16 protein-coding genes are annotated in these 18891 nt (G+C 70.7%); 6 read left to right on the top strand and 10 right to left on the bottom strand.

Annotation, left to right across the window (positions count from 1 at the left end; translation table 11 throughout):
• The first annotated feature begins 54 nt into the window (after positions 1–54).
• The 3 genes from prfA (at position 55) to C9E82_RS01065 (ending at position 3115) form a co-directional block, all read left to right on the top strand.
• Positions 55–1107 (top strand): peptide chain release factor 1, encoded by a 1053-nt coding sequence (gene prfA / locus C9E82_RS01075; RefSeq protein WP_119898887.1) that lies wholly within the window; start codon positions 55–57, stop codon positions 1105–1107.
• The gene (gene prmC / locus C9E82_RS01070) at positions 1104–1955 is read left to right on the top strand and encodes a peptide chain release factor N(5)-glutamine methyltransferase (RefSeq protein WP_240643590.1); all 852 of its coding nucleotides are present in this window, start codon (positions 1104–1106) and stop codon (positions 1953–1955) included. Before prfA ends, prmC begins: the two co-directional genes overlap by 4 nt.
• 269 nt (positions 1956–2224) lie before the next feature.
• Complete coding sequence (locus C9E82_RS01065) at positions 2225–3115, top strand: DUF4167 domain-containing protein (protein ID WP_119898885.1); 891 nt, start codon at positions 2225–2227, stop codon at positions 3113–3115.
• A gap of 133 nt (positions 3116–3248) precedes the next feature.
• Here the strand turns inward: C9E82_RS01065 and rsmA are convergent, their stop codons facing one another.
• The 6 genes from rsmA to lptF all read right to left on the bottom strand — a co-directional run bounded on the left by rsmA (position 3249) and on the right by lptF (position 11063).
• Positions 3249–4100 (bottom strand): 16S rRNA (adenine(1518)-N(6)/adenine(1519)-N(6))-dimethyltransferase RsmA, encoded by an 852-nt coding sequence (gene rsmA, locus C9E82_RS01060; protein WP_119898884.1) that lies wholly within the window; start codon positions 4098–4100, stop codon positions 3249–3251.
• Positions 4101–4173: 73 nt separating this feature from the next.
• The gene (gene pdxA, locus C9E82_RS01055) at positions 4174–5142 is read right to left on the bottom strand and encodes a 4-hydroxythreonine-4-phosphate dehydrogenase PdxA (protein ID WP_119898883.1); all 969 of its coding nucleotides are present in this window, start codon (positions 5140–5142) and stop codon (positions 4174–4176) included.
• A complete protein-coding gene (locus C9E82_RS01050; protein ID WP_119898882.1) occupies positions 5139–6410 on the bottom strand; it encodes a peptidylprolyl isomerase in 1272 nt (423 codons plus the stop codon). The genes pdxA and C9E82_RS01050 overlap by 4 nt, the downstream gene beginning before the upstream one ends.
• A 32-nt stretch (positions 6411–6442) precedes the next feature.
• Positions 6443–8821, bottom strand: a complete 2379-nt coding sequence (locus tag C9E82_RS01045; RefSeq protein WP_119898881.1) for an LPS-assembly protein LptD — start codon at positions 8819–8821, stop codon at positions 6443–6445.
• Positions 8818–9927 carry an LPS export ABC transporter permease LptG gene (gene lptG / locus C9E82_RS01040; RefSeq protein ID WP_119898898.1) on the bottom strand — a complete coding sequence of 370 codons (1110 nt, stop codon included), beginning with the start codon at positions 9925–9927 and terminating at the stop codon, positions 8818–8820. The genes C9E82_RS01045 and lptG overlap by 4 nt, the downstream gene beginning before the upstream one ends.
• Positions 9924–11063, bottom strand: a complete 1140-nt coding sequence (gene lptF / locus C9E82_RS01035) for an LPS export ABC transporter permease LptF (protein WP_119898880.1) — start codon at positions 11061–11063, stop codon at positions 9924–9926. The genes lptG and lptF overlap by 4 nt, the downstream gene beginning before the upstream one ends.
• 115 nt (positions 11064–11178) lie before the next feature.
• On the opposite strand from lptF, the gene C9E82_RS01030 reads away from it, so the two are divergent.
• The 3 genes from C9E82_RS01030 (at position 11179) to C9E82_RS01020 (ending at position 14192) form a co-directional block, all read left to right on the top strand.
• A complete protein-coding gene (locus tag C9E82_RS01030; RefSeq protein ID WP_119898879.1) occupies positions 11179–12771 on the top strand; it encodes a leucyl aminopeptidase in 1593 nt (530 codons plus the stop codon).
• A 6-nt stretch (positions 12772–12777) separates the two neighbouring features.
• Complete coding sequence (locus tag C9E82_RS01025) at positions 12778–13233, top strand: DNA polymerase III subunit chi (protein WP_119898878.1); 456 nt, start codon at positions 12778–12780, stop codon at positions 13231–13233.
• Positions 13234–13355: 122 nt separating this feature from the next.
• Positions 13356–14192 (top strand): MurR/RpiR family transcriptional regulator, encoded by an 837-nt coding sequence (locus C9E82_RS01020; protein ID WP_119898877.1) that lies wholly within the window; start codon positions 13356–13358, stop codon positions 14190–14192.
• A 42-nt stretch (positions 14193–14234) separates the two neighbouring features.
• On the opposite strand, the gene urtE is transcribed toward C9E82_RS01020, so the two are convergent.
• From urtE to urtB, 4 genes are read right to left on the bottom strand one after another with little or no spacing between them, the layout of a single operon-like run.
• Positions 14235–14945: an urea ABC transporter ATP-binding subunit UrtE gene (urtE, locus tag C9E82_RS01015; RefSeq protein WP_119898876.1), complete on the bottom strand. Its 711-nt coding sequence runs from the start codon at positions 14943–14945 to the stop codon at positions 14235–14237.
• 3 nt (positions 14946–14948) lie between these two features.
• The gene (gene urtD, locus C9E82_RS01010; protein ID WP_119898875.1) at positions 14949–15689 is read right to left on the bottom strand and encodes an urea ABC transporter ATP-binding protein UrtD; all 741 of its coding nucleotides are present in this window, start codon (positions 15687–15689) and stop codon (positions 14949–14951) included.
• Positions 15686–16921, bottom strand: coding sequence for an urea ABC transporter permease subunit UrtC (gene urtC / locus C9E82_RS01005; protein WP_119898874.1), 1236 nt, complete (start codon positions 16919–16921; stop codon positions 15686–15688). The genes urtD and urtC overlap by 4 nt, the downstream gene beginning before the upstream one ends.
• Positions 16922–18850 (bottom strand): urea ABC transporter permease subunit UrtB, encoded by a 1929-nt coding sequence (gene urtB, locus C9E82_RS01000; protein WP_119898897.1) that lies wholly within the window; start codon positions 18848–18850, stop codon positions 16922–16924. It abuts the gene before it with no gap.
• Positions 18851–18891: the final 41 nt, after the last annotated feature.

Here is an 18891-nt window from a genome sequence, read left to right as displayed (position 1 = left end):
CGCCTGCTGCGCTTGGCGCTTGCCCGCGGAGGGTTGCGGCGGTAATTGCGCCCCATGCTGCCCGAAGACCGCCTTGCCCAGATCATCCAGCGTTTCGAGTTTCTCGAGGCGCAGCTGAATGCCGGCGCCGATCCCGCGCAGATCGCGCGCATCAGCCGGGAATATGCCGAGCTGAAGCCGGTGGTCGAGGAGATCGGCCAGTGGCGGGCGGCGCGCGACGGCATCTCCGAGGCGCAGGCGATGCTGGCCGATCCCGAGATGCGCGAGCTGGCCGAGGACGAGCTGTCGCGGCTGCGCGAGGCCCTGCCCGAGCTGGAGCAGAAGCTGCGGATCGCGCTTTTGCCGAAGGACGCGGCCGATGCCCGGCCTGCGATCATCGAGATCCGGCCCGGCACCGGCGGCGAGGAGGCGGCGCTGTTCGCGGGCGACCTGCTGGCCATGTATCGCCGCCATGCCGAGGCCCAGGGCTGGGATTTCCAGCTGCTGGACCTGACCGAATCCGACCTGGGCGGCGTCAGGGAGGCCGTGGCCAGGATCGCGGGCGAGGGGGTCTTCGCCCAGCTGAAATACGAATCCGGCGTGCATCGCGTCCAGCGGGTGCCGGAAACCGAATCGGGCGGGCGCATCCATACCAGCGCCGCGACCGTGGCCGTGCTGCCCGAGGCCGAGGAGGTCGATATCGACATTCCCGCCGCCGACATCCGCATCGACACGATGCGGGCCTCGGGCGCGGGCGGCCAGCATGTCAACACCACCGATTCGGCGGTGCGGATCACCCATCTGCCGACCGGCATCGTCGTCACCAGTTCGGAAAAGTCCCAGCACCAGAACCGCGCCAATGCGATGGCCGTCCTGCGCGCCCGGCTCTATGACATGGAGCGCGCCCGCTCTGATGCCGAGCGCGCCGCCGACCGCAAGTCGCAGGTCGGCAGCGGCGATCGCAGCGAGCGCATCCGCACCTACAACTTCCCGCAGGGGCGGATGACCGACCATCGCATCAACCTGACACTCTATGCGCTGGACCGGGTGATGGCGGGCGACCTGACCGAGATCATCGATGCGCTGGTGGCCCATGACCAGGCCGCCCGGCTGGCGGCGCAGGAATGAGCCGGCCCACCGGGATGGCGCTTTGCCTGGAGGCGCAGGACCGGCTGGAGGCGGCCGGGATCGCCGATGCCTGGCGCGATGCCTCGGTGCTGTTCCTGCACGCGCTGCAGCAGGCGTTGGGGCCGAAGGTCCGGCGGCATCACCTGGCCGCGCATCTGCAGGAACCGGCGCCGCCCGAGCTGGCCGCCGCCTATGAGGCGCTGGTCGCCGCGCGCGAGCGGCGCCAGCCGGTCAGCCAGATCACCGGCCGCCGCGCCTTCTGGGACCATGATTTCATCGTCACCCCGGACACGCTGGACCCGCGCCCCGAGACCGAGACGCTGGTCGAGGCGGCGCTGGATCTGCCCTGGAATTCGGTCCTGGACCTGGGGACGGGGACCGGGGCGATCCTGATCTCGCTTCTGGCGGCGCGGCCCGGCGCGCGGGGCCTGGGCTGCGATATTTCGCCCGCCGCGCTTGATGTGGCGCGCCGCAATGCCCATCTGCTGGGGGTCGGCGCCGAGTTCCGGCACTCCGACTGGTTCGGCGCCATCGACGGGCGCTTCGATCTGATCGTCTCGAATCCGCCCTATATCGCGCTTGCCGAAATGGCGGACCTGGCGCCCGAGGTCCGCGACTGGGAGCCGCATTCGGCCCTGACCGACGGCGGCGACGGGCTGTCGGCCTATCGCGCCATCGCAGGGGGATTCGCGGATCACCTGGCGCCGGGCGGGCATGTGCTGGTGGAAATCGGCCAGGCCCAGGGCGCGGATGTGCAGGCGATCTTTCGCGCAGCCGGGGCAGAAACCCGCCTGCTGACCGATCTGGACGGCCGAGACCGCGTCGTTTTGGCGCAGCCCTGCGGCTGAATATGTCGAAATACGGGGAAATTACGGATGCCACGCGAAATTTCCCTTGTCATACGGCTTCGAGCGTGATTATTCAGCCGCGTGCCGGGGCTGAGGGGCCTCCGCACAGTCAGCCTGACACTTCGGATGCCGAACGGGTGCGCCATGCGCCCTGCAAGGTTCAAGCCGGGCTGAACGGTAAGGCGCGGTGATGGCCGCCATTGCCGCTTTGACCGCCGTCCAGACCTTCCTGGAACCCAGACCATTCTGGAACATATACAGACAGACTGATGAGATCATCGAAATCCCGTTCGCGCAACAAGTCGAACCGCCAGCGCTCGCTGGGGAATATCGTCAACCGCGTCTTTGACAGCTCGGGCCCCGAGGGCAAGGTGCGGGGCACGCCCCAGCAGATCATCGACAAATACCTGACGCTGGCCCGAGACGCGCAATTGTCAAATGACCGCGTGGCCGAGCAGAGCTTCCTGCAGCATGCCGAGCATTACACGCGGATGCTGGGCGAGGCGCAGCGCGAGATGGCCGAGCGCCAGGCCCAGCACCAGAACCAGCAGCCGCGCCAGGGCGACGACGAGACCGGCAGCGGTGGCCGCGACAATGGTCGCGAGAGTGGCGGTCGCGAGAATGGCGGACGCGATCATGGTGGGCGCGACAATGGCAGCCGCGAGAATGCCGCCCGCGATCATGGCGGGCGCGAGCAGGGCCAGCGCGAAAACGGCCAGCGTGAAAACGGCCAGCGCGATCATGCCCCGCGCGAGCCGCGTCAGCCCGATTTGCAGGAACAGCCCGCTGCGGCCCCTGCGCCGGAAGCCGAGGCCGCGGCATCAGAGCCCGCCCTGCCCGAACCCGCCGTGACCGAAACCGAGCCTGCTGCGGCAGCAGCCCAGGCGCCTGCCGCCCCTCGCCGCCGCGAATCGCCGCGCCGCCGCAGCAGCGCCGCGCTGCCCGATGCGGTGGCGCCGGCCGCAGCCGAAGGCGAGGATGAGGGGCCGGCCCGCGTGGCGACCCCGGAAACCGAGGAAAAGCCCACCCGCAGCCGCACCCCGCGTGCCCCGCGCACGCCCCGCGCGACGACGACGACCGGCCGGACCCGCCGCAAGCCGGCGGCCGGATCCGAGCCCGCAGCCGCCGGGGACGGAGCCGCCGGAAACGGCGCGGAATAACCGGCCCTTCCGAAGCCTGCCTTTCTGGAACCTCGAACAGGCCCGCCGGATCAATGGCGGGCCTGTTCGCATCTTGTCGGGTCGATATCCGGCGACGAGGCGCAGGGCCTTGTTCCGTTCTGGGCGCGCTGCGTCAGGCCCGCGGCGCGGCGGCCAGGGCGCGCGCCAGGGCGCAGAACCGTTCCAGGTCGATTTCCTCGGCGCGGGCGGTGGGCGCGATGCCGGATGCTTCCAGCAGCGCCTCGATCCGCGGATGCAGGCCGCGCAGGCTGGCGCGCAGCATCTTGCGCCGCTGGTTGAAGGCGGCGGCGGTGAGGCGCGACAGGATCGCGGGATCGGCGGGAAAGCGCGGTTGCGGCAGGGCGGTCAGGTGGACCACCGCCGAATGCACCTTGGGGGCGGGCACGAAGGCCTCGGGCGGCAGGGTCATGACGATGCGGGCGTCGCTGCGCCATTGCGCCAGCAGCGCCAGCCGGCCATAGGCCTTCGAGCCCGGTTGCGCCACGATCCGCTCGGCCACCTCCTTCTGGAACATCAGCGTCAGCGATTGCCAGAAGGGCGGCCAGTCCGGCGGGGTCAGCCAGCGGATCAGAAGCTCGGTCCCGACATTGTAGGGCAGGTTCGCGGCGATGCGGATCGGCGGGGTCAGATGCGCCAGCGGGTCGATCTCAAGCGCGTCGCCATGCAGGACGGTCAGCCGGCCGGGGTAGCGTTCGGCGATCTCGGCAAGGGCGGGCAGGGCGCGGGCGTCCTTCTCGATGGCCAGGACATGGCGCGCGCCCTCGGCCAGCAGCCCGCGGGTCAGCCCGCCGGGGCCGGGGCCGATTTCCAGCACGTCGCATTGCGCCAGCTCGCCCGCCTGCCGCGCGATCTTGGCGGTCAGGTTCAGGTCCAGCAGGAAATTCTGGCCAAGCTGCTTCTTCGCGCGCAGATCGTGGCGGGCGATGACCTCGCGCAGCGGCGGCAGGTTGTCGATCGTGCTCATGCGGCGAAGGGGGGGCTGTCCGCCCCCCGTCCCTTCGGGACTCCCCCCGAGGATATTTGCGCCAAGATGAAGCTCATCGCCGGTTCTGGGCCATGTCGCGGGCCATACGCAGCGCGGCGATGGTCGAGGCGGGATCGGCCAGGCCGCGGCCCGCGATGTCGAAGGCGGTGCCGTGATCGGGCGAGGTGCGGATGAAGGGCAGGCCGAGCGTCACGTTCACGCCGCCGGCGAAATCCAGCGTCTTGATCGGGATCAGCGCCTGGTCGTGATAGGCGCAGATGGCGGCGTCGCAGCGCGCGCGGGCCGGGGCGTGGAACATGGTGTCGGCGGGCAGCGGGCCGGAGAGGTCGAGGCCCTCGGCCCGCAGGCGGTCGAGGAGCGGGCGGATGAAGTCCTGTTCCTCATGGCCCATCGTGCCGCCCTCGCCGGCATGGGGGTTCAGCCCGGCCATGGCGATTCGCGGTGCGGGGATGGCGAAGTCGCGGATCAGCGCGGCATGTGTGAGGCGGATCGCCTGTTCCAGGGTCGCGGGCGTCAGCGCGGCCGGGACCTGGGCCAGCGGGATGTGGATCGTGGCGGGCACCACCCGGCAGGGCGGCTCGATGCTGGTCGAGGCCAGCATCATCGCCACCGGCACGTCGCCGGCCAGATGCGCGAGGTATTCGGTATGGCCGGGAAAGGCGAAGCCCGCGCCTTCCTTCAGCGCCTGCTTGTTGATCGGCAGCGTGGTGATCCCGGCCGCGCGGCCGGTGGCGACCAGCTCCACGGCGCGGGCGATGACCTGGATCACCCCCGGCGCATTGGCCGGGTCGGGGCGGCCGGGCGTGGCCGGGGCGGCGAAATCGTGGCGCAGGACCGGCAGGCGGCCGTCGGGCGCGGGGTCGGAGGGGTCGCGGATCTCGGTCCAGGGCGTGTCCGGCGGCAGATGGCGCGGATCGCCCAGAAAGGCGAAGTCGACGCCCCCCGCCAGCGCCAGCGGCGCCAGTTCCGGGCCGATGCCGGCGGGTTCGCCGCAGGTCAGGATGATGCGGGATGCGCTCACGGGCGGCGGATCACCGCTTCGGCGCGCAGCTCGGCCAGATAGGCCTCGGCGGCGGCATTGGCCTTGCGGTTGAACAGCTCGTTGCGGACGGCCTCGCGGCTGGGCACCCCGTCGGGATTGGGCACCGCCGCCTCGACGCCGTCGGGCGCCTGGGTCGTCACCGCGACATCCGCGCCCGATTCGGCCAGCAGCGCCGGCTGGCGCGAACACAGCATCACCAGATCGGCAGAGGTGCCGTAATTCACCACCGAGGCCTCGTCGGGATCCATCGAGGCCAGCTGCGTCGCGATCAGCGTCGGGATCGCGTTCTGCGAGGCGGTCTGGCGCTGCACCCGCGGGGCGGCCTCGGGGCCGGCCTGCACATAGAGATCGTCGCAATAGCGCGTGCGGGCGGCCAGCGCCGCGGCGTCCGTGGCCGAGCCCATGCGCAGCGTCATGTAGTCCAGCACCTGCTCGCGCGCCCCGGCCCGCACCGTGCCGATCTGGTCGCGCAGGTGGAACAGCACCACCGCGCCGGGCACGGTCAGCGGCTGCGAGGTCTGGCCGGGTTGCAGCGACAGGATGATCGGGCGCAGCGTGGGCGGCAGGTTGTCGATGTTCAGCCACTCCAGCCGCCCGCCGGCCTCGGCCGAGGCGGCGGCGGAATATTGCTGCGCGGCGGCGGCGAATTGCGGCGTCGAGGGGTTCGAGCGGGCGATCTGCGTGGCCTGCGCCATCGCGGCTTCCTCCTGCCCCTCGGGGGCGGGGATGATCAGCTCGGACAGCAGCACGCGGGTGATGATCGGGGTCTCGATCCGGCGCTTCAGCTCCTGGTCGATCTCGGCGTCGCTGACATCGATCGAGGGGATGATGCGGCGCCCGACCACGCCGCGCCAGACGATGCCGGCCCTGACGAAATCGCGGAAGGCCTGCCGTTCGATCCCGGCCTGTTCCAGCGCGGCGGTGAATTGCGCGGCATCCATCCCGGCGCGGCCGGCGAATTCCTCCAGCCCGGACTGCAGGCCCTCCTCGGTCGCCTCGACGCCCATCAGCCGCGCCGCGTAGAAGCGCAGCCGGTCGTCGATCAGCGCCTGTTCGGCCTCGGCCGCAGAGGTGTCGGGCGCGCCCAGGACCTGCATGAAGCGGATGCGCTGCTGGACCTCGTAGCGGGTGACGGCGCCGTCGTTGACATAGACGACCGGCTCGAACAGGTTCTGCGCCGATCCCGGCTGCACGCTGCCGAAGGTGATCGTCGCCGCCAAGGCGATGCCGGAAAGGATGTGCCGCATCTGCTGCCCCCAAATCGTTCGTTGGCGCCAGACTAGCGCAAGCAACTGCGCCGCGCCACCGTGCCCGGCCCGTCTTTCTGCGCCCCGAAGCCGCCCAGCCGGACGGACAGATCGAAGCTGGTTTCCGGCGTGACCGTGTCGGTGCGGGTGAAGCGGCGCGACAGCCCCATTTCCAGCGTCACGCATTCGTTGCGATAGGTCACGTCCAGCGAGGCCTTCTGCGCCCGTTCCGCCGCGAAATCATAGCGGGTCTCGGCATTGGCCCACCAGCCCTGGGCGATCTGCCAGCCGACATGGGCGGTGAATTCGCTGATCTCCTCGTCGCGGTCCTCGGCCTCGTCGCTGTCGATCCACAGATGGCCGGCGGAAAGCTGCAGGTCCTGGCGCAGCCAGCCCAGCCGCAATTCGTTGCGCGAGAATTCCAGCGAATCGTTGAACAGCGCCCGGTTGACCAGCGCCAGCCCGTTGCCGCTGTCGTAATTGGCGGCGATCAGCCAGTCGGACTTGCGCCCGGCCAGCGGCGAGTTGTCGGCGAAGACCTCGTCGTGATGGTCGCGAAAGACCCGGCCCGCGGTCATGCCAAGCGACCAGCCGGTCGGGTCCAGCCGCGTCCAGGTCACGCCCAGATTGGCGCGCAGCCCGGTTTCCCGCGCGTCCCAGCCCGGAAAGCGGTTGTCGGAGAACAGGTTGCCCTCGTCGAATTCGATCAGGCGGCTGTCCTCGTTGGGGATGTCGTCGCTGCCGCCGCGCGGCGACCACAGGATCTGGGCCACCGGCTCGACCAGGTGGGTGGCGCCGCCGGAATGGCCGATCAGCGGCCAGCGCAGCTCGACCCCCAGCAGCGGGTCCATGCGGGTGACCACGTCGTCATATTCGCTGTCCTGGGCGATGCGATAGAGGTCGGCGTCCAGCCCCATGATCGCCGCGCCCACGAAGCCGCCGGGCAGGATTTCCGAGCGCCGCCAGTCCAGCCCGAAGGATCCGCGCGCCATGTCGCGCCCGACGATGTCGTCGTTCGAGGGGCGGCGATGGGCGTGCAGCGACCATTCCATCAGCGCCTCGCCGCCGATCAGGTCGGGGGTGAAGCGCCGCAGCCAGATGGCGTCGGCGACCTGCGCGGGCGAGGTGGCGTTGTCCTCGTCCTCGCGCAGCGAGTGATAGTTGCCGACCCGCGCGAAGACCATCTTGTCGGGGCGCACGCGGGTCAGGGTCAGGCCGCTCCACAGCCGGTCGGCATCGGCGATGCCGTAATCCAGCAGATAGGCCCGGTCGCTGGCCGCCTGGACCTGCATCCCCAGCCGATAGCCGCGCGGCAGCTGGAAGGCGGCATTGCCGAACAGATAGCCCCGCGTCTCGCCCGGCCGGATGTCGTCGCGGGTGATCGCGCCGTTCCATTCCGTCGCCCCCTGCGCGAAGGCCTGGCGATAGCGCAGTTCCAGCGTGCGGGTGCGGCTGGCCGAGAGATAGGGCGTCACCGTCAGGTCGGCATGGTCGCCAAGCGTCTGGAAATACGGGATCTTGACCCCGAAGCCCAGTTTCGAGGTGGTCCGGAAGCCTGGCTGCAGGAAGCCCGACATGCGTTCGACCGTCGGGTCGGGGGCGGTCAGGGTGAAGGGCGCGCTGGCCAGAGGCAGGCCGAAGGCGCGGAATTGCGGATGCTCGAAGCGGATCGTCCGCGTCTGGGCGTCATGGGTGATCGAGCGGGCGCGGATCTCCCACAGCGGCGTCGGATCGCTGGCGCAGATCTGGCAGGACGAGGCCACGACCTGACGCAGCTGGGTGATGCGCCCGCCCTCGCTGCGCTCGGCCTCTTGCGCGGCAAGCTGCAATTCGCGGGCCAGGACCAGTCGCGCGCCGCGGATGATGCCGTCCTGCAATTCGCGGTCCAGCTGCGCCTGTTCGGCGATCAGGATGGCGTCGGATTCGGGGTCCGCCGCGCCGGGGCGGGACAGGTGGATCGGCCCCTCGACCGTCAGCGCGCCGCTGGCGCCGTCGACCACGATGCGCGAGGCGACCAGCCTTGCGCCCTGGTACCAGACCACCACCCCCCCGGCCGCGATCAGCGTGCGGTCGCCCTGCAGGCTGACGCTGTCGGCCAGCACCGTCGCCGCCGCGCCGTCCGGGGCGGGCGTGCCGCCGATGGTGATGCGGGTGTCGGGCTCGGCGGTTTCCAGCTGGCTGCTTGCCGGGGTGCGGTCGGCGAAGATGTTCTCGCCCAGGGGCGTGGCGGCGGGGGCCAGCGCGGGCTCGGACTGCCAGTCGGTGAACAGCGCCGAGGGGCCGGTGGGGGCGGTGTCGTCGAAGACCGCCTGCGCGATGGCGGGCAGGGCGGCGGTCAGGGCTGCCGCCCCGGTCAGCCCCGCCAGCGCCGCCGCGCGTGCCAGCCCTCTCAGCGCAGCATGGCCCGTCATCCGTCCTCCCGTTGCAGGATCAGCCCCAGCGCCAGCAGCAGCCCGACCAGGGGCGGCGCCCATGCCGCCATCGTGGGCGAGATCTGCCCGTTGTCACCCAGAACCTGCGCCAGATTGCGCAGGAAGAACAGCCCGATCCCCGATCCGAAGGCCAGCAGCACCGCGCCGCCGGTATTGGTGCCGCGCACATGGCGCATGGTGAAGGCCGCCGCGATCACCACCATCGCCGCCATCAGCATCGGCCGGGCCAGCTCCATCTGGAACCAGACCTTGTGGCGCGCGGCGGAAAAGCCCGCCCGCTCCAGCCCGTGGATGAAGCCCGGCAGCTGCCAGACCGGGATCGCCTCGGGGCGGCCGAAACCCTCGCGGATGCGCTGCGCGGTCAGGTCGGAATCCAGCGTCAGCGTCTCGCTGGAGCGGGCGGCGGCCTCGGGATTGGGCTGGTCCAGCGGATAGTCGGTCACGCCGGTCAGGTGCCATTCGCCGGGTGCCAGCCGCGCCTCGCGCGCCTCGATCCGCCGGGCGGGGCCGCTCTCGCTTTCGAACAGCATGAAGGTGGCGCCGTAGAGCGTGGTCGCGTCGGGGCTGGCGCGGTTGGCGCGGATCACGACCTGCCCGGCCTCGCGGCCGTTTTCCAGCACCGCCTGGCGCAGCCAGACGGCGCTGTCGCCGATCGAGACGGTCTGCTGGCCATTGCGCTCGATCTCGGCCACCGCCTGGTCGAAGAGCTGCCCGGTCACCGCGACCAGCGGGTTCAGCAGCCCGACCGTCAGCGCGCCGACCAGCGCGGCGGCCACGGCGGGCGCGGCGACGACCCGCAGCGCCGACCGTCCCGAGGCGCGGATCGCCACCATTTCCGAGGTGCGCGCCAGTCCCAGAAACAGCGCGATCCCGCCCAGCACCGTGACCAGCGGCAGGATCGAATAGAAGCTGCCGGCGATGTTCAGCCCGGCCAGCTGCGCCGCGCCCGACAGGCCGATGTCGCGGCCCGAGAAGCGGCGGATCATCTCGATCATGTCGATCAGCAGCAGGATCAGCAGGAAGACCCCGGCGATCAGGCCGAAGCTGCGCAGGAAGCGGCGGGCGACATAGCGCGCAAGGATCATGCCGCGCCCCCCGTCGATGCGCCGCGCAGGCGCCGCGGCCGGGCGGCAAGCCACAGAAGCAGCAGGCACAGCCCCGCCCCCAGCAGCGCCGGCAGGTACAGCAGCGGCCACATCGCCGGATCGCGCCCGGCCTGGTTGGCGGCGGCATTGGTCAGGAACTGCACCATGATCAGCCCCAGGATCGCCCAGACCACCTGCCGCCAGACCCCGAAGCGCGAATAGCCGCCGATCAGCAGCGTCGCGAAGCCGATCAGCGCCGCCACGGGCGAGACCAGCGGCTGGGCGATCCGCTCATGCGCCTCGCGCCGGGCATCGGCGGGCTGGGCGCCGGTCGCGGCCAGCAGGTCGGCATCGGGGTTCAGCAGCCGCCAGGTCGAATAGTCGCGCAGGTCCCGCCCGCGCTGGTCGCGCAGGCTGAACATCGCGCCGATGTCATAGCTGAATTCGGAAAACCGCGTGACCGACAGGTTCTGGCGCCCCTCGGTGCCCGCGCGGCGCAGGTTCTGGGCCATGCCCTGCAGCAGCACCAGCACCGGGCCGGTCTCGGTGCGCACGACCAGCGCCTCTTCCGAGGTATAGGCGGTCTGGTTGGCCGGGTCGCGCGCATCCTCGATGAACAGGTCCAGAAGCCGCCCGTCGGTGGCGATGTCGCGGATGAACAGCGTCACCCCTTCGGTCGGATACTGGAAAGATCCGGGGCGCAGGAATTGCGCGGTGACGTTCTCGGCGATCTCGGCCTGGCGGTCGGCCAGCCGGGCGCGGGCCATCGGCACCAGCCCGTGGACCAGCACCGCCACCATGAGGCCGACGAAGACGCCGAAGACCAGAACCGGCCGCGCCAGCCGCCAGGGCGACAGCCCCGCCGCCTGCATCGCCACCAGCTCGGATTCCCCCGACAGCCGGTTCGTGCCATAGGCGGTGGCCGCAAAGGCCGCGACCGGCAGGACGACCGAGATCACCAGCGGCAGCGTCAGCATGGTGAATTCCAGCACCACCAGCGCGGTCTGGCCGTCGTTCAGAAGGTCGTCGAACAGGCTGACCGCCCGGTTGATCCAGTAGACCGAGACAAGCACCAGCGCAAAGAAGCCGAACAGCGTCAGCATCTGGCCGAGGATATAGCGGTCGATCCGGGGCATCGCGGGGGCGTGGCCTTCCTGCAGGTTTGCCGCACCTGATTAGCGGCAAGGGCGGCTCTGGAAAAGGGCCAGCGGTGCGGCTAGGCTTCCGGCCAGCAAGACGTGAGGAGCCGCGATGACCCAGCCTGTCGAAATCACCTTTGTCGAAACCGCCACCGAGAAGCTGGCCGGGCACGAGGGCCGCGTGGCGGTGATCCTGGGGCCGGGCGGGCGGCTTCCCGCCGGCCTGCCGCGCCCCGCGCGCGAGGCGGCGATCCGGGCGCTGGCCTCGAAACAGGGCAAGGCGCTGAAGCCGGGCGGTTTTCTGGAACTGGCCTTTCCCTCCTCGATGAAGGCCGAGGCGCTGCAGCTGATCTCGCTGCCGCCCTCGTCCTCGGTGGCCGATGCGCGCAAGGCCGGGGCCGCCATCGGCGCGCGCCTGGGCAAGGGCCATACGCTGGTGCTGGCCGGCGCCCATCGCCGGGCGCAGGAGGTCGCGCTGGGGCTGGCGCTGCGGGGCTATGATTTCTCGGCCTATCACACCACTTCCGAGGATGGCGGCTCGGGCGCCGCCGAGATCCCGGCCGAGCCGCCGCAGAGCGTCTCGCACCAGGGCGCGGCCGACGATGCGCGGCTGACCGAACATCCCGCCACCGATCCGGGCAATGGCGAGGCGGAGCCGGTATCCGAAAAGGCGCGCGTGACCTTCATGGTCCGCGACCCCGAGGGGCTGGCCAAGGCCGCCGCCAATGCCGCCGCCGTGGCCGAGGGCGTGTTCTTCACCCGCGACCTGGTCAACGAGCCGGCCAATGTCCTGACCACCACCGATTTCGCCGACCGCCTGAAGGCGATGGAGGAGATCGGCCTGAAGGTCGAGGTACTGGACGAGGACGAGCTGGCGAAGCTGGGGATGCGCGCGCTGCTGGCCGTGGGCCAGGGCAGCGAATCGCCGTCGCATGTCGTGGTCATGCGCTGGGAGGGCGGCGGCGACGAGGCGCCGCTGGCGCTGGTCGGCAAGGGCGTCGTGTTCGATACCGGCGGCATCTCGATCAAGCCCGCCGCCGGCATGGAGGAGATGACCATGGACATGGGCGGCGCGGGCGTCGTCGCGGGCGTCATGCGCACGCTGGCGCTGCGCCGGGCCAAGGCCAATGTCGTCGGGCTGGTCGGGCTGGTCGAGAACATGCCCGACGGCCGCGCGCAGCGGCCCGGCGACATCGTGAAATCCATGAAGGGCGACACGATCGAGGTGGTCAATACCGATGCCGAGGGTCGCCTGGTCCTGGCCGACGTGCTGTGGTACGCGCAGACCCGGTTCCAGCCGAAGGCCGTGATCGACCTGGCCACGCTGACCGGCGCCGTCATCATCGCGCTGGGCCACGACAATGCCGGCGTCTTCGCCAATGACGACGCGCTGGCGGGCCAGATCCTGTCCGCCGCGAAGGCCGAGGGCGAGGGGGCCTGGCGCCTGCCGCTGGCCCCGGCCTATGACAAGCTGATCAAGTCGCGGCTGGCCGACATGAAGAATACCGGCGGCCGCCCGGCGGGCTCGATCACCGCGGCGCAGTTCCTGCAGCGCTTCATCCGCAAGGGCCAGCCTTGGGCGCATATCGACATCGCCGGGGTGGCGCTGCCGCCGTCGGCCACGGAACTGGCGCCGAAGGGGGCGACCGGCTGGGGCGTGATGACCCTGGACCGGCTGATCCGCGACCGTTTCGAGGCGAAATAGGCGTCGATGGGCAACGCGCTGTTCTATCACCTGACCCGCTCGCCCGCGGAAAGCCTGGTGCCGGTGCTGATCGGCAAGGCGCTGTCGGCCGGCTGGCGGGTCGAGCTGCGCGGCGCCGATCCCGCGCGGATGGAGCGGCTGGACCAGCATCTGTGGCAGGGCGACGGCTTCCTGCCCCACGGGCTGGCTGGCGGTCCGCATGACGCCCGCCAGCCGGTGCTGCTGACGGTGGCCGGGCGGCACGGGCCGGCGGCGAATGCGGCGGCCTGCCTACTGGCGCTGGACGGCGCCCCGGTCGAGCCCGCCGAATGCGAGGGATTGCAGCGCGCCTGCATCATCTTCGACGGTGGTGATTCGTCGGCGACCGGCCATGCGCGCGAGCAATGGCGTCAGCTGACTTCCGCCGGCGTGCCGGCGGAATACTGGTCCGAGGAATCGGGCCGGTGGGAGCGGAAACGCTGACCCTACCCGGCTGAAATAGAAGCATAAAACCCGCTGTCGCCAATAGGTTGCAGTAAATCCGATGGAAACACGTCACGCCACTCGGCAATATCCCGCGCAACGGGTGCCGAGTGGGGTGTGTGATGGATGGCGGCGCGCCGCTGAATACGGACCAGTTTGTCGAAAGGCTGCAACAGCTGCATGATTCCCTGCCGCGCCGCTTGCGGCAATGCGCCGATTACGCCGCCCGCCACCAGGCGCGGCTGGCGCAGGCCACGGTGGCGGATTTCGCGCGCGGCGCGGGGGTGCCGGCATCCGCCGTGGTGCGCTTTTCGCAGGTGATGGGCTTTTCCGGCTATGCCGAGATGCGCAACCTGTTCCGCAGCCCCTTCCTGATGCCGCGCCCCGATTATGCCGAGCGGCTGGCCGAACTGCGCCAGCGCGGGCAGGGGCAATCCGTCGGGCTGCTGGTCGATTTCATCGAGGCGGCCCGGCAGTCGCTGGACCGGATGGCCGATTCCGTCGATCCGGCAGAGTTCGACCTTGCGGTGCGGAAACTGGCGCGGGCCGGGCTGATCCACAATATCGGCTTCGGGCGCTGCTTCGCGATCTCGGCCCAGGTCGGCCATGGCTGGGACCGGATGGAGGTGCCGCAGGTCCTGCACGGGGCGGTCGGCGACCTGCCGGGCGTGCAGGCGATCCGTCCGGGGGACGCGGTGCTGCTGATGGCGATCTCTCCGATCGGCCAGGAGCTGCTGGAATTCGTCGCGGCGCTGCGCCCGTCCGGCGCGGCGCTGGTCGCGATCTGCGATCCCGGCGTGGCCATGCATCTGCGCCAGCGCGCCCTGTGCCTGGTGCTGACCGAGGCCGAGGCGGCGGGGTTCCGGCCGCTGTCCTCGATGATGACCCTGTCCATCGCGCTGAGCGCCGCGGTCGCGGCCACCCGCGGGGCGGACCGGCCGCTGGATTCCGCCGGCTAGCGCTGTGGCGGCGCGGGCCAGGGCGGGGGCCAGTGCCGGGACTCAGGCCGCATCCGCATGGCCGGCCAGCCGCGCGTGAAGATCCTCGCGCCGCAGATCGGCCTTCGGGCCCTGCATCACCGCCCGGCCCCGCTCCAGCACCAGGAAATCGTCGCCCAGGTCCCAGGCGAAGTCGAAAAACTGCTCGACCAGCAGGATCGCCATGTCGCCCCGGTCGCGTAGCGCGGCGATCACCCGGCCGATCTGGGCGATGATATTGGGCTGGATGCCCTCGGTCGGTTCGTCCAGCAGCAGCACGCGCGGCCGGGTGATCAGCGCGCGGGCGATGGCCAGCTGCTGCTGCTGGCCGCCCGACAGGTCGCCCCCGCGCCGATGCGCCATCTCGGCCAGCACCGGGAAGCTGTCGAAGATCTCGTCGGGGATGCGGCGCTCGGCGCGGGGCAGGCAGGCGAAGCCGGTCTCCATGTTCTCGCGCACGGTCAGCATCGGGAAAATCGCCCGACCCTGCGGGACATAGCCCACGCCCATCCGCGCCATCTGCTGGGCGCTCACCCGGCCCAGTTCCCGCCCGTCGAAGGCGATCCGCCCGCCGGATCGCGGATGCCGCCCGGCCAAGAGGTTCATCAGCGAGGTCTTGCCCACGCCGTTGTTGCCCATCACGCAGGTGACGCGGCCCGGCCGCGCGGCGATGTCGATGCCATGCAGGATCTGGCTGCCGCCATAGTGAAGGGTCAGGTCGTTCGCTTCCAGCATCGTTCAGCGCCCCAGATAGACTTCGATCACGTCGGGATTGCGGGTCACATGGTCGAGGCTGCCCTCGGCCAGGACCGAGCCCTGGTGCAGCACCGTCACCTTGCAGTTCAGGCGGCGCACGAAATCCATGTCATGCTCGACCACGACCACGGCGCGCGTTTGGGCCAGCCGCACCAGCAGCGCCGTGGTCTGTTCGCGTTCCGCCAGCGTCATGCCCGCCGCCGGCTCATCCACCAGCAGCAGGCGCGGCTCTTGCGCCAGCAACATGCCGATCTCCAGCCATTGCTTCTGGCCGTGGCTCAGCTCGCCCGCCTTGCGCGCCAGGTGATCGGCCAGCCCGACCTCGGCCGCCAGGTCCGCCACCCGCCCGCCGGACGCCGCCGAGGGTTTCCAGCCCAGCACCGCGAAGGGGTTGCGGTTGGCCTTCAGCGCCATGGTCAGGTTTTCCGTCACCGACTGGTCCTCGAAGACGGTCGGGCGCTGGAACTTGCGGCCGATGCCCGCGCGGGCGATCTGCGCCTCGTTCATCTTCAAGAGCGACCGGGATTCGGCGCCCCACAGCACCTGGCCCTCGTCGGGGCGGGTCTTGCCGGTCACGATGTCCATGAAGGTGGTCTTGCCCGCGCCGTTGGGGCCGATCACCGCGCGCAGTTCCGCCGCGCCGATATTGAAGGACAGGTTGTTGATCGCCCTGAACCCGTCGAAGCTGACCGACACGCCCGAGACTTCCAGAAGCGCGCTCATGCCCTGGCCTCCTGTTCCTTCAGCGATCCCTGGTCGGGGCCCAGGTCGCGGCCGTGCCGCGCGGGCGGGCGCCAGCCGGCGAGTCGGTCGAAGACGCCCGCGATGCCCTTGGGCGCGAACAGCGTCACCAGCACGAAGCCGAGGCCAAGCGCCACCTGCCACCAGTCGACCCAGCTGACCACATAGCCGGGCAGGTGCAGGTCGGGCGCGCGCCCGCCGGTGAACCAGCTGGACAGCAGCGAGACCACGATGGCGCCGATCATCGCGCCGTAAAGCCGCCCGCGCCCGCCGATCGCCACCCAGACGGCGAGGTAGATCGAGGCGATGGGCATCAGCTCGGCCGGGTTGATGATCCCGGCCTGCGGATAATACAGCGCGCCGGCGACGGCGGTGATCATCGCGGCCAGGGTGAAGACCACCAGCTTGAAGCCCTCGACCGGATAGCCGAGGAAGCGCACGCGGGTCTCGTCGTCGCGGATGGCGCGGATCACGCTGCCGCACTTGCCGCTGACCAGCCAGGCCGCCAGCACGTAGAACGCCGCCAGCGCCGCGGCCGAGGCCCAGAGGAACCAGACCGACAGGCTGGCCTGCGAGACGCCCTCCAGTCCGGGGATGTTCTGCAGCCCCGACAGCCCGTTATTGCCGCGAAACCCGCTGTCGTTCTGGAACAGCCACAGCGCCAGGGCCAGCGTCATCGCCTGCGTCAGGATCGACAGGTAGACGCCGTTGACCCGCGACCGGAAGGCCAGCCAGCCGAAGACCAGCGCCAGAAGGCCCGGCACCGCGACGACAAGGACCAGCTGCGCCGTCAGCGAATGCGCGAAGCTCCAGACCAGCGGCAGGTCCGAGGATCCGACGACGCCGAAGATCTGGTTGGCGACGGCCTCTTGCAGCTCCTGCGCGGTGGGCGGGATCGGGTTGTTGGCCAGCGAGGCGGCGACGATGGTCTCGGTCCGGGCATACATCAGCCATTGCCCGATCATGTAGCCGCCAAGCGCGAAGAAGGCCATCTGCCCCAGCGACAGGATGCCCAGATAGCCCCAGACCAGGTCCATCGCCACGGCGGCCAGCGCCAGGCACAGGGTCTTGCCCAGCACCTTGACCATCGAGGTCGGGATCGCGCCGGTCCCGTAGGCTTGCGACAGCAGCGTGACAGCGGCGGTGAAGACGGCCAGCGCCGCCAGCACGACCAGCACCGAGGGGTTGCGCAGGATGAAGGGTTTGCGGGTCATTTACGCCTCCGCCGCCCGGCCCCGCGTCGGGATGATCCCGCGCGGCCGGAACTGGATGAAGATCACGATGAACAGGATCATGAAGGTCTGCGCGGCCAGCGTGTTGGCCGGGTTGAAGGATTCGATCACCTTGGACAGCCCGCCGATCAGCGTCGCCCCGGCCAGCGTGCCCCAGATATTGCCCACCCCGCCGACCACCACGGTCATGAAGCTCTGGACGATATATTGCTGGCCCAGTTCCGACGTGACCTGCGCGAACAGGCCGATGGCCACCCCGGCGATTCCGGCGATGCCCGAGCCGAGGCCGAAGGTCATCATCGCGATGCGGTCCGGGTTGATGCCCATGGATGCCGCCATGCCGGGGTTCTGCGTCACCGCGCGGACCTCCAGCCCCAGGCGGGTGCGTTTCATGATGAACAGGAACAGGCCCAGGAACAGCAGCGCCAGCACGAAGATCGCCACCCGGATCGTGCTGATCGAGATCACGTCGTTCACCGTGATCGCGCCCTCCAGCCAGCCCGGCGCGGTCAGCGGGCGGGCCTGGGTGCCGAAGATGTTCTTGGCCAGCTGCTGCAGCGCGATCGAGACCCCGAAGGTCGCCAGCAGCGTTTCCAGCGGGCGATGCGCCAGGTGCCGGATCACCAGCCGGTAAAGCACGATCCCCGCCGCGAAGGTGACGGCAAAGGCCAGCGGCAGCGCCACGACCAGCGACAGGGTGCGATCGGCGATCATGGTCTGGGCGACATAGCCGGTATAGGCGCCCATCATGATGAATTCGCCATGCGCCATGTTGATGACCCGCATCACCCCGAAGGTGACGGCCAGCCCGATGGCGGCCAGGAAATAGATCGAGGCCAAGGACAGCGCGTCCAGCCCCAGGTCGATCCCCTTCATCGCCGCCAGCCGCACCTGGGCGCGGGTCTGCGCGGCGCGGGCGGCGTCGGTCACGCTGCTGTCGGCCTCGGCATAGACATCGAGAAAGCGGGTCGCGGCCAGCGCCGCCTCGACCTCGGCCTCGGTCGCGGCGGGGGGAACGGCGCCGGCGGCCTCCAGCGCCTCATAGGCGCGGTCGCGGGCCTCCGGGTCGGACAGCTCCGCCACCGGCACGCCGCCGACCCGGCCGTCGACGATATGCGCCGCCAGCGTGGTGCGCTGCTGGGCCGGGGTCAGGCGCGGCTCCAGCAGCCCCTCCGAGGTCATCAGCGCGACGGCCGCCTCGCGCGGGAAATCCTCGCTGCCGATGCGCAATTCGCGGGCGATATTGGCGCCCTGCGGCTGGCCGTCGGGCTCTGTGGGGACGGCGATGCGGCGGGTGGCCAGCAGCGGGTTCAGCGCGGCGCGGAAATCCAGGCCGACATCGCCGGCCAGGTCCTGGATGGCGGCGACGCGGGCGGCGGGATCGTCGTCGAACTGGATCACCAGCAGCTTTTCCAGCCGCTCGCGCCGGGCGGCCAGCGCGGGCAGGGTTTCCTCGGGCGCGTTGCGCAGGGCCTCCAGATGCGCGGCACTGGCCGACCGGGCGATGCTGTCCAGCGCGGCGGCGCGGCGGCGCGGATCGGGATCCGCGATCGCGCCCGCCACCAGGGCCGATTCGATCACCCCGCGCACGCCGGAATTGGGCCGCAGCATCGCCGGATCGGCGCCGGTCACGGGCTGGCCGGTCGCCGCGTCGGCCATGCCCTCGGCGGTGACGATCAGCAGCCGCCCGTCATCGGTCAGGCCCAGGCTGCGCCCCGCCCAGGCCCGCAGCAGCGCCAGCCCCTCGGGGCCGGTCGCGGCGATCTCGGCCACCAGCGGCTCGACCGTGCGGCGCGAGGGGCGCTCGATCTGGTCCAGGTTCTCGGCCAGGACCGCCTCCAGCGCGGGATTGGCGGCGGCGGGCGGGGCCGGGACCGTCAGGATCAGCGCCAGAAGGCAGGCGAGCAGCAGGCGGGGCAGGGCGCGCGGGCGGGTCACGAGGGGCGGGTCCT

Source organism: Paracoccus sigandri (genome assembly GCF_003709565.1).
Taxonomy (GTDB): Bacteria; Pseudomonadota; Alphaproteobacteria; order Rhodobacterales; family Rhodobacteraceae; genus Paracoccus; species Paracoccus siganidrum.
Note: the sequence above shows the minus strand (reverse complement) of the source record. Positions and strands in the feature narration are given on the sequence as shown.

Bases quoted from the DNA above. Each gene is read 5' to 3' on its own strand.
- prfA (WP_119898887.1), top strand. From the start codon at position 55: ATGCTGCCCGAAGACCGCCTTGCCCAGATCATCCAGCGTTTCGAGTTT.
- prmC (WP_240643590.1), top strand. From the start codon at position 1,104: ATGAGCCGGCCCACCGGGATGGCGCTTTGCCTGGAGGCGCAGGACCGG.
- C9E82_RS01065 (WP_119898885.1), top strand. From the start codon at position 2,225: ATGAGATCATCGAAATCCCGTTCGCGCAACAAGTCGAACCGCCAGCGC.
- rsmA (WP_119898884.1), bottom strand. From the start codon at position 4,100: ATGAGCACGATCGACAACCTGCCGCCGCTGCGCGAGGTCATCGCCCGC.
- C9E82_RS01050 (WP_119898882.1), bottom strand. From the start codon at position 6,410: ATGCGGCACATCCTTTCCGGCATCGCCTTGGCGGCGACGATCACCTTC.
- C9E82_RS01045 (WP_119898881.1), bottom strand. From the start codon at position 8,821: ATGACGGGCCATGCTGCGCTGAGAGGGCTGGCACGCGCGGCGGCGCTG.
- lptG (WP_119898898.1), bottom strand. From the start codon at position 9,927: ATGATCCTTGCGCGCTATGTCGCCCGCCGCTTCCTGCGCAGCTTCGGC.
- lptF (WP_119898880.1), bottom strand. From the start codon at position 11,063: ATGCCCCGGATCGACCGCTATATCCTCGGCCAGATGCTGACGCTGTTC.
- C9E82_RS01030 (WP_119898879.1), top strand. From the start codon at position 11,179: ATGACCCAGCCTGTCGAAATCACCTTTGTCGAAACCGCCACCGAGAAG.
- C9E82_RS01025 (WP_119898878.1), top strand. From the start codon at position 12,778: ATGGGCAACGCGCTGTTCTATCACCTGACCCGCTCGCCCGCGGAAAGC.
- C9E82_RS01020 (WP_119898877.1), top strand. From the start codon at position 13,356: ATGGATGGCGGCGCGCCGCTGAATACGGACCAGTTTGTCGAAAGGCTG.
- urtE (WP_119898876.1), bottom strand. From the start codon at position 14,945: ATGCTGGAAGCGAACGACCTGACCCTTCACTATGGCGGCAGCCAGATC.
- urtD (WP_119898875.1), bottom strand. From the start codon at position 15,689: ATGAGCGCGCTTCTGGAAGTCTCGGGCGTGTCGGTCAGCTTCGACGGG.
- urtC (WP_119898874.1), bottom strand. From the start codon at position 16,921: ATGACCCGCAAACCCTTCATCCTGCGCAACCCCTCGGTGCTGGTCGTG.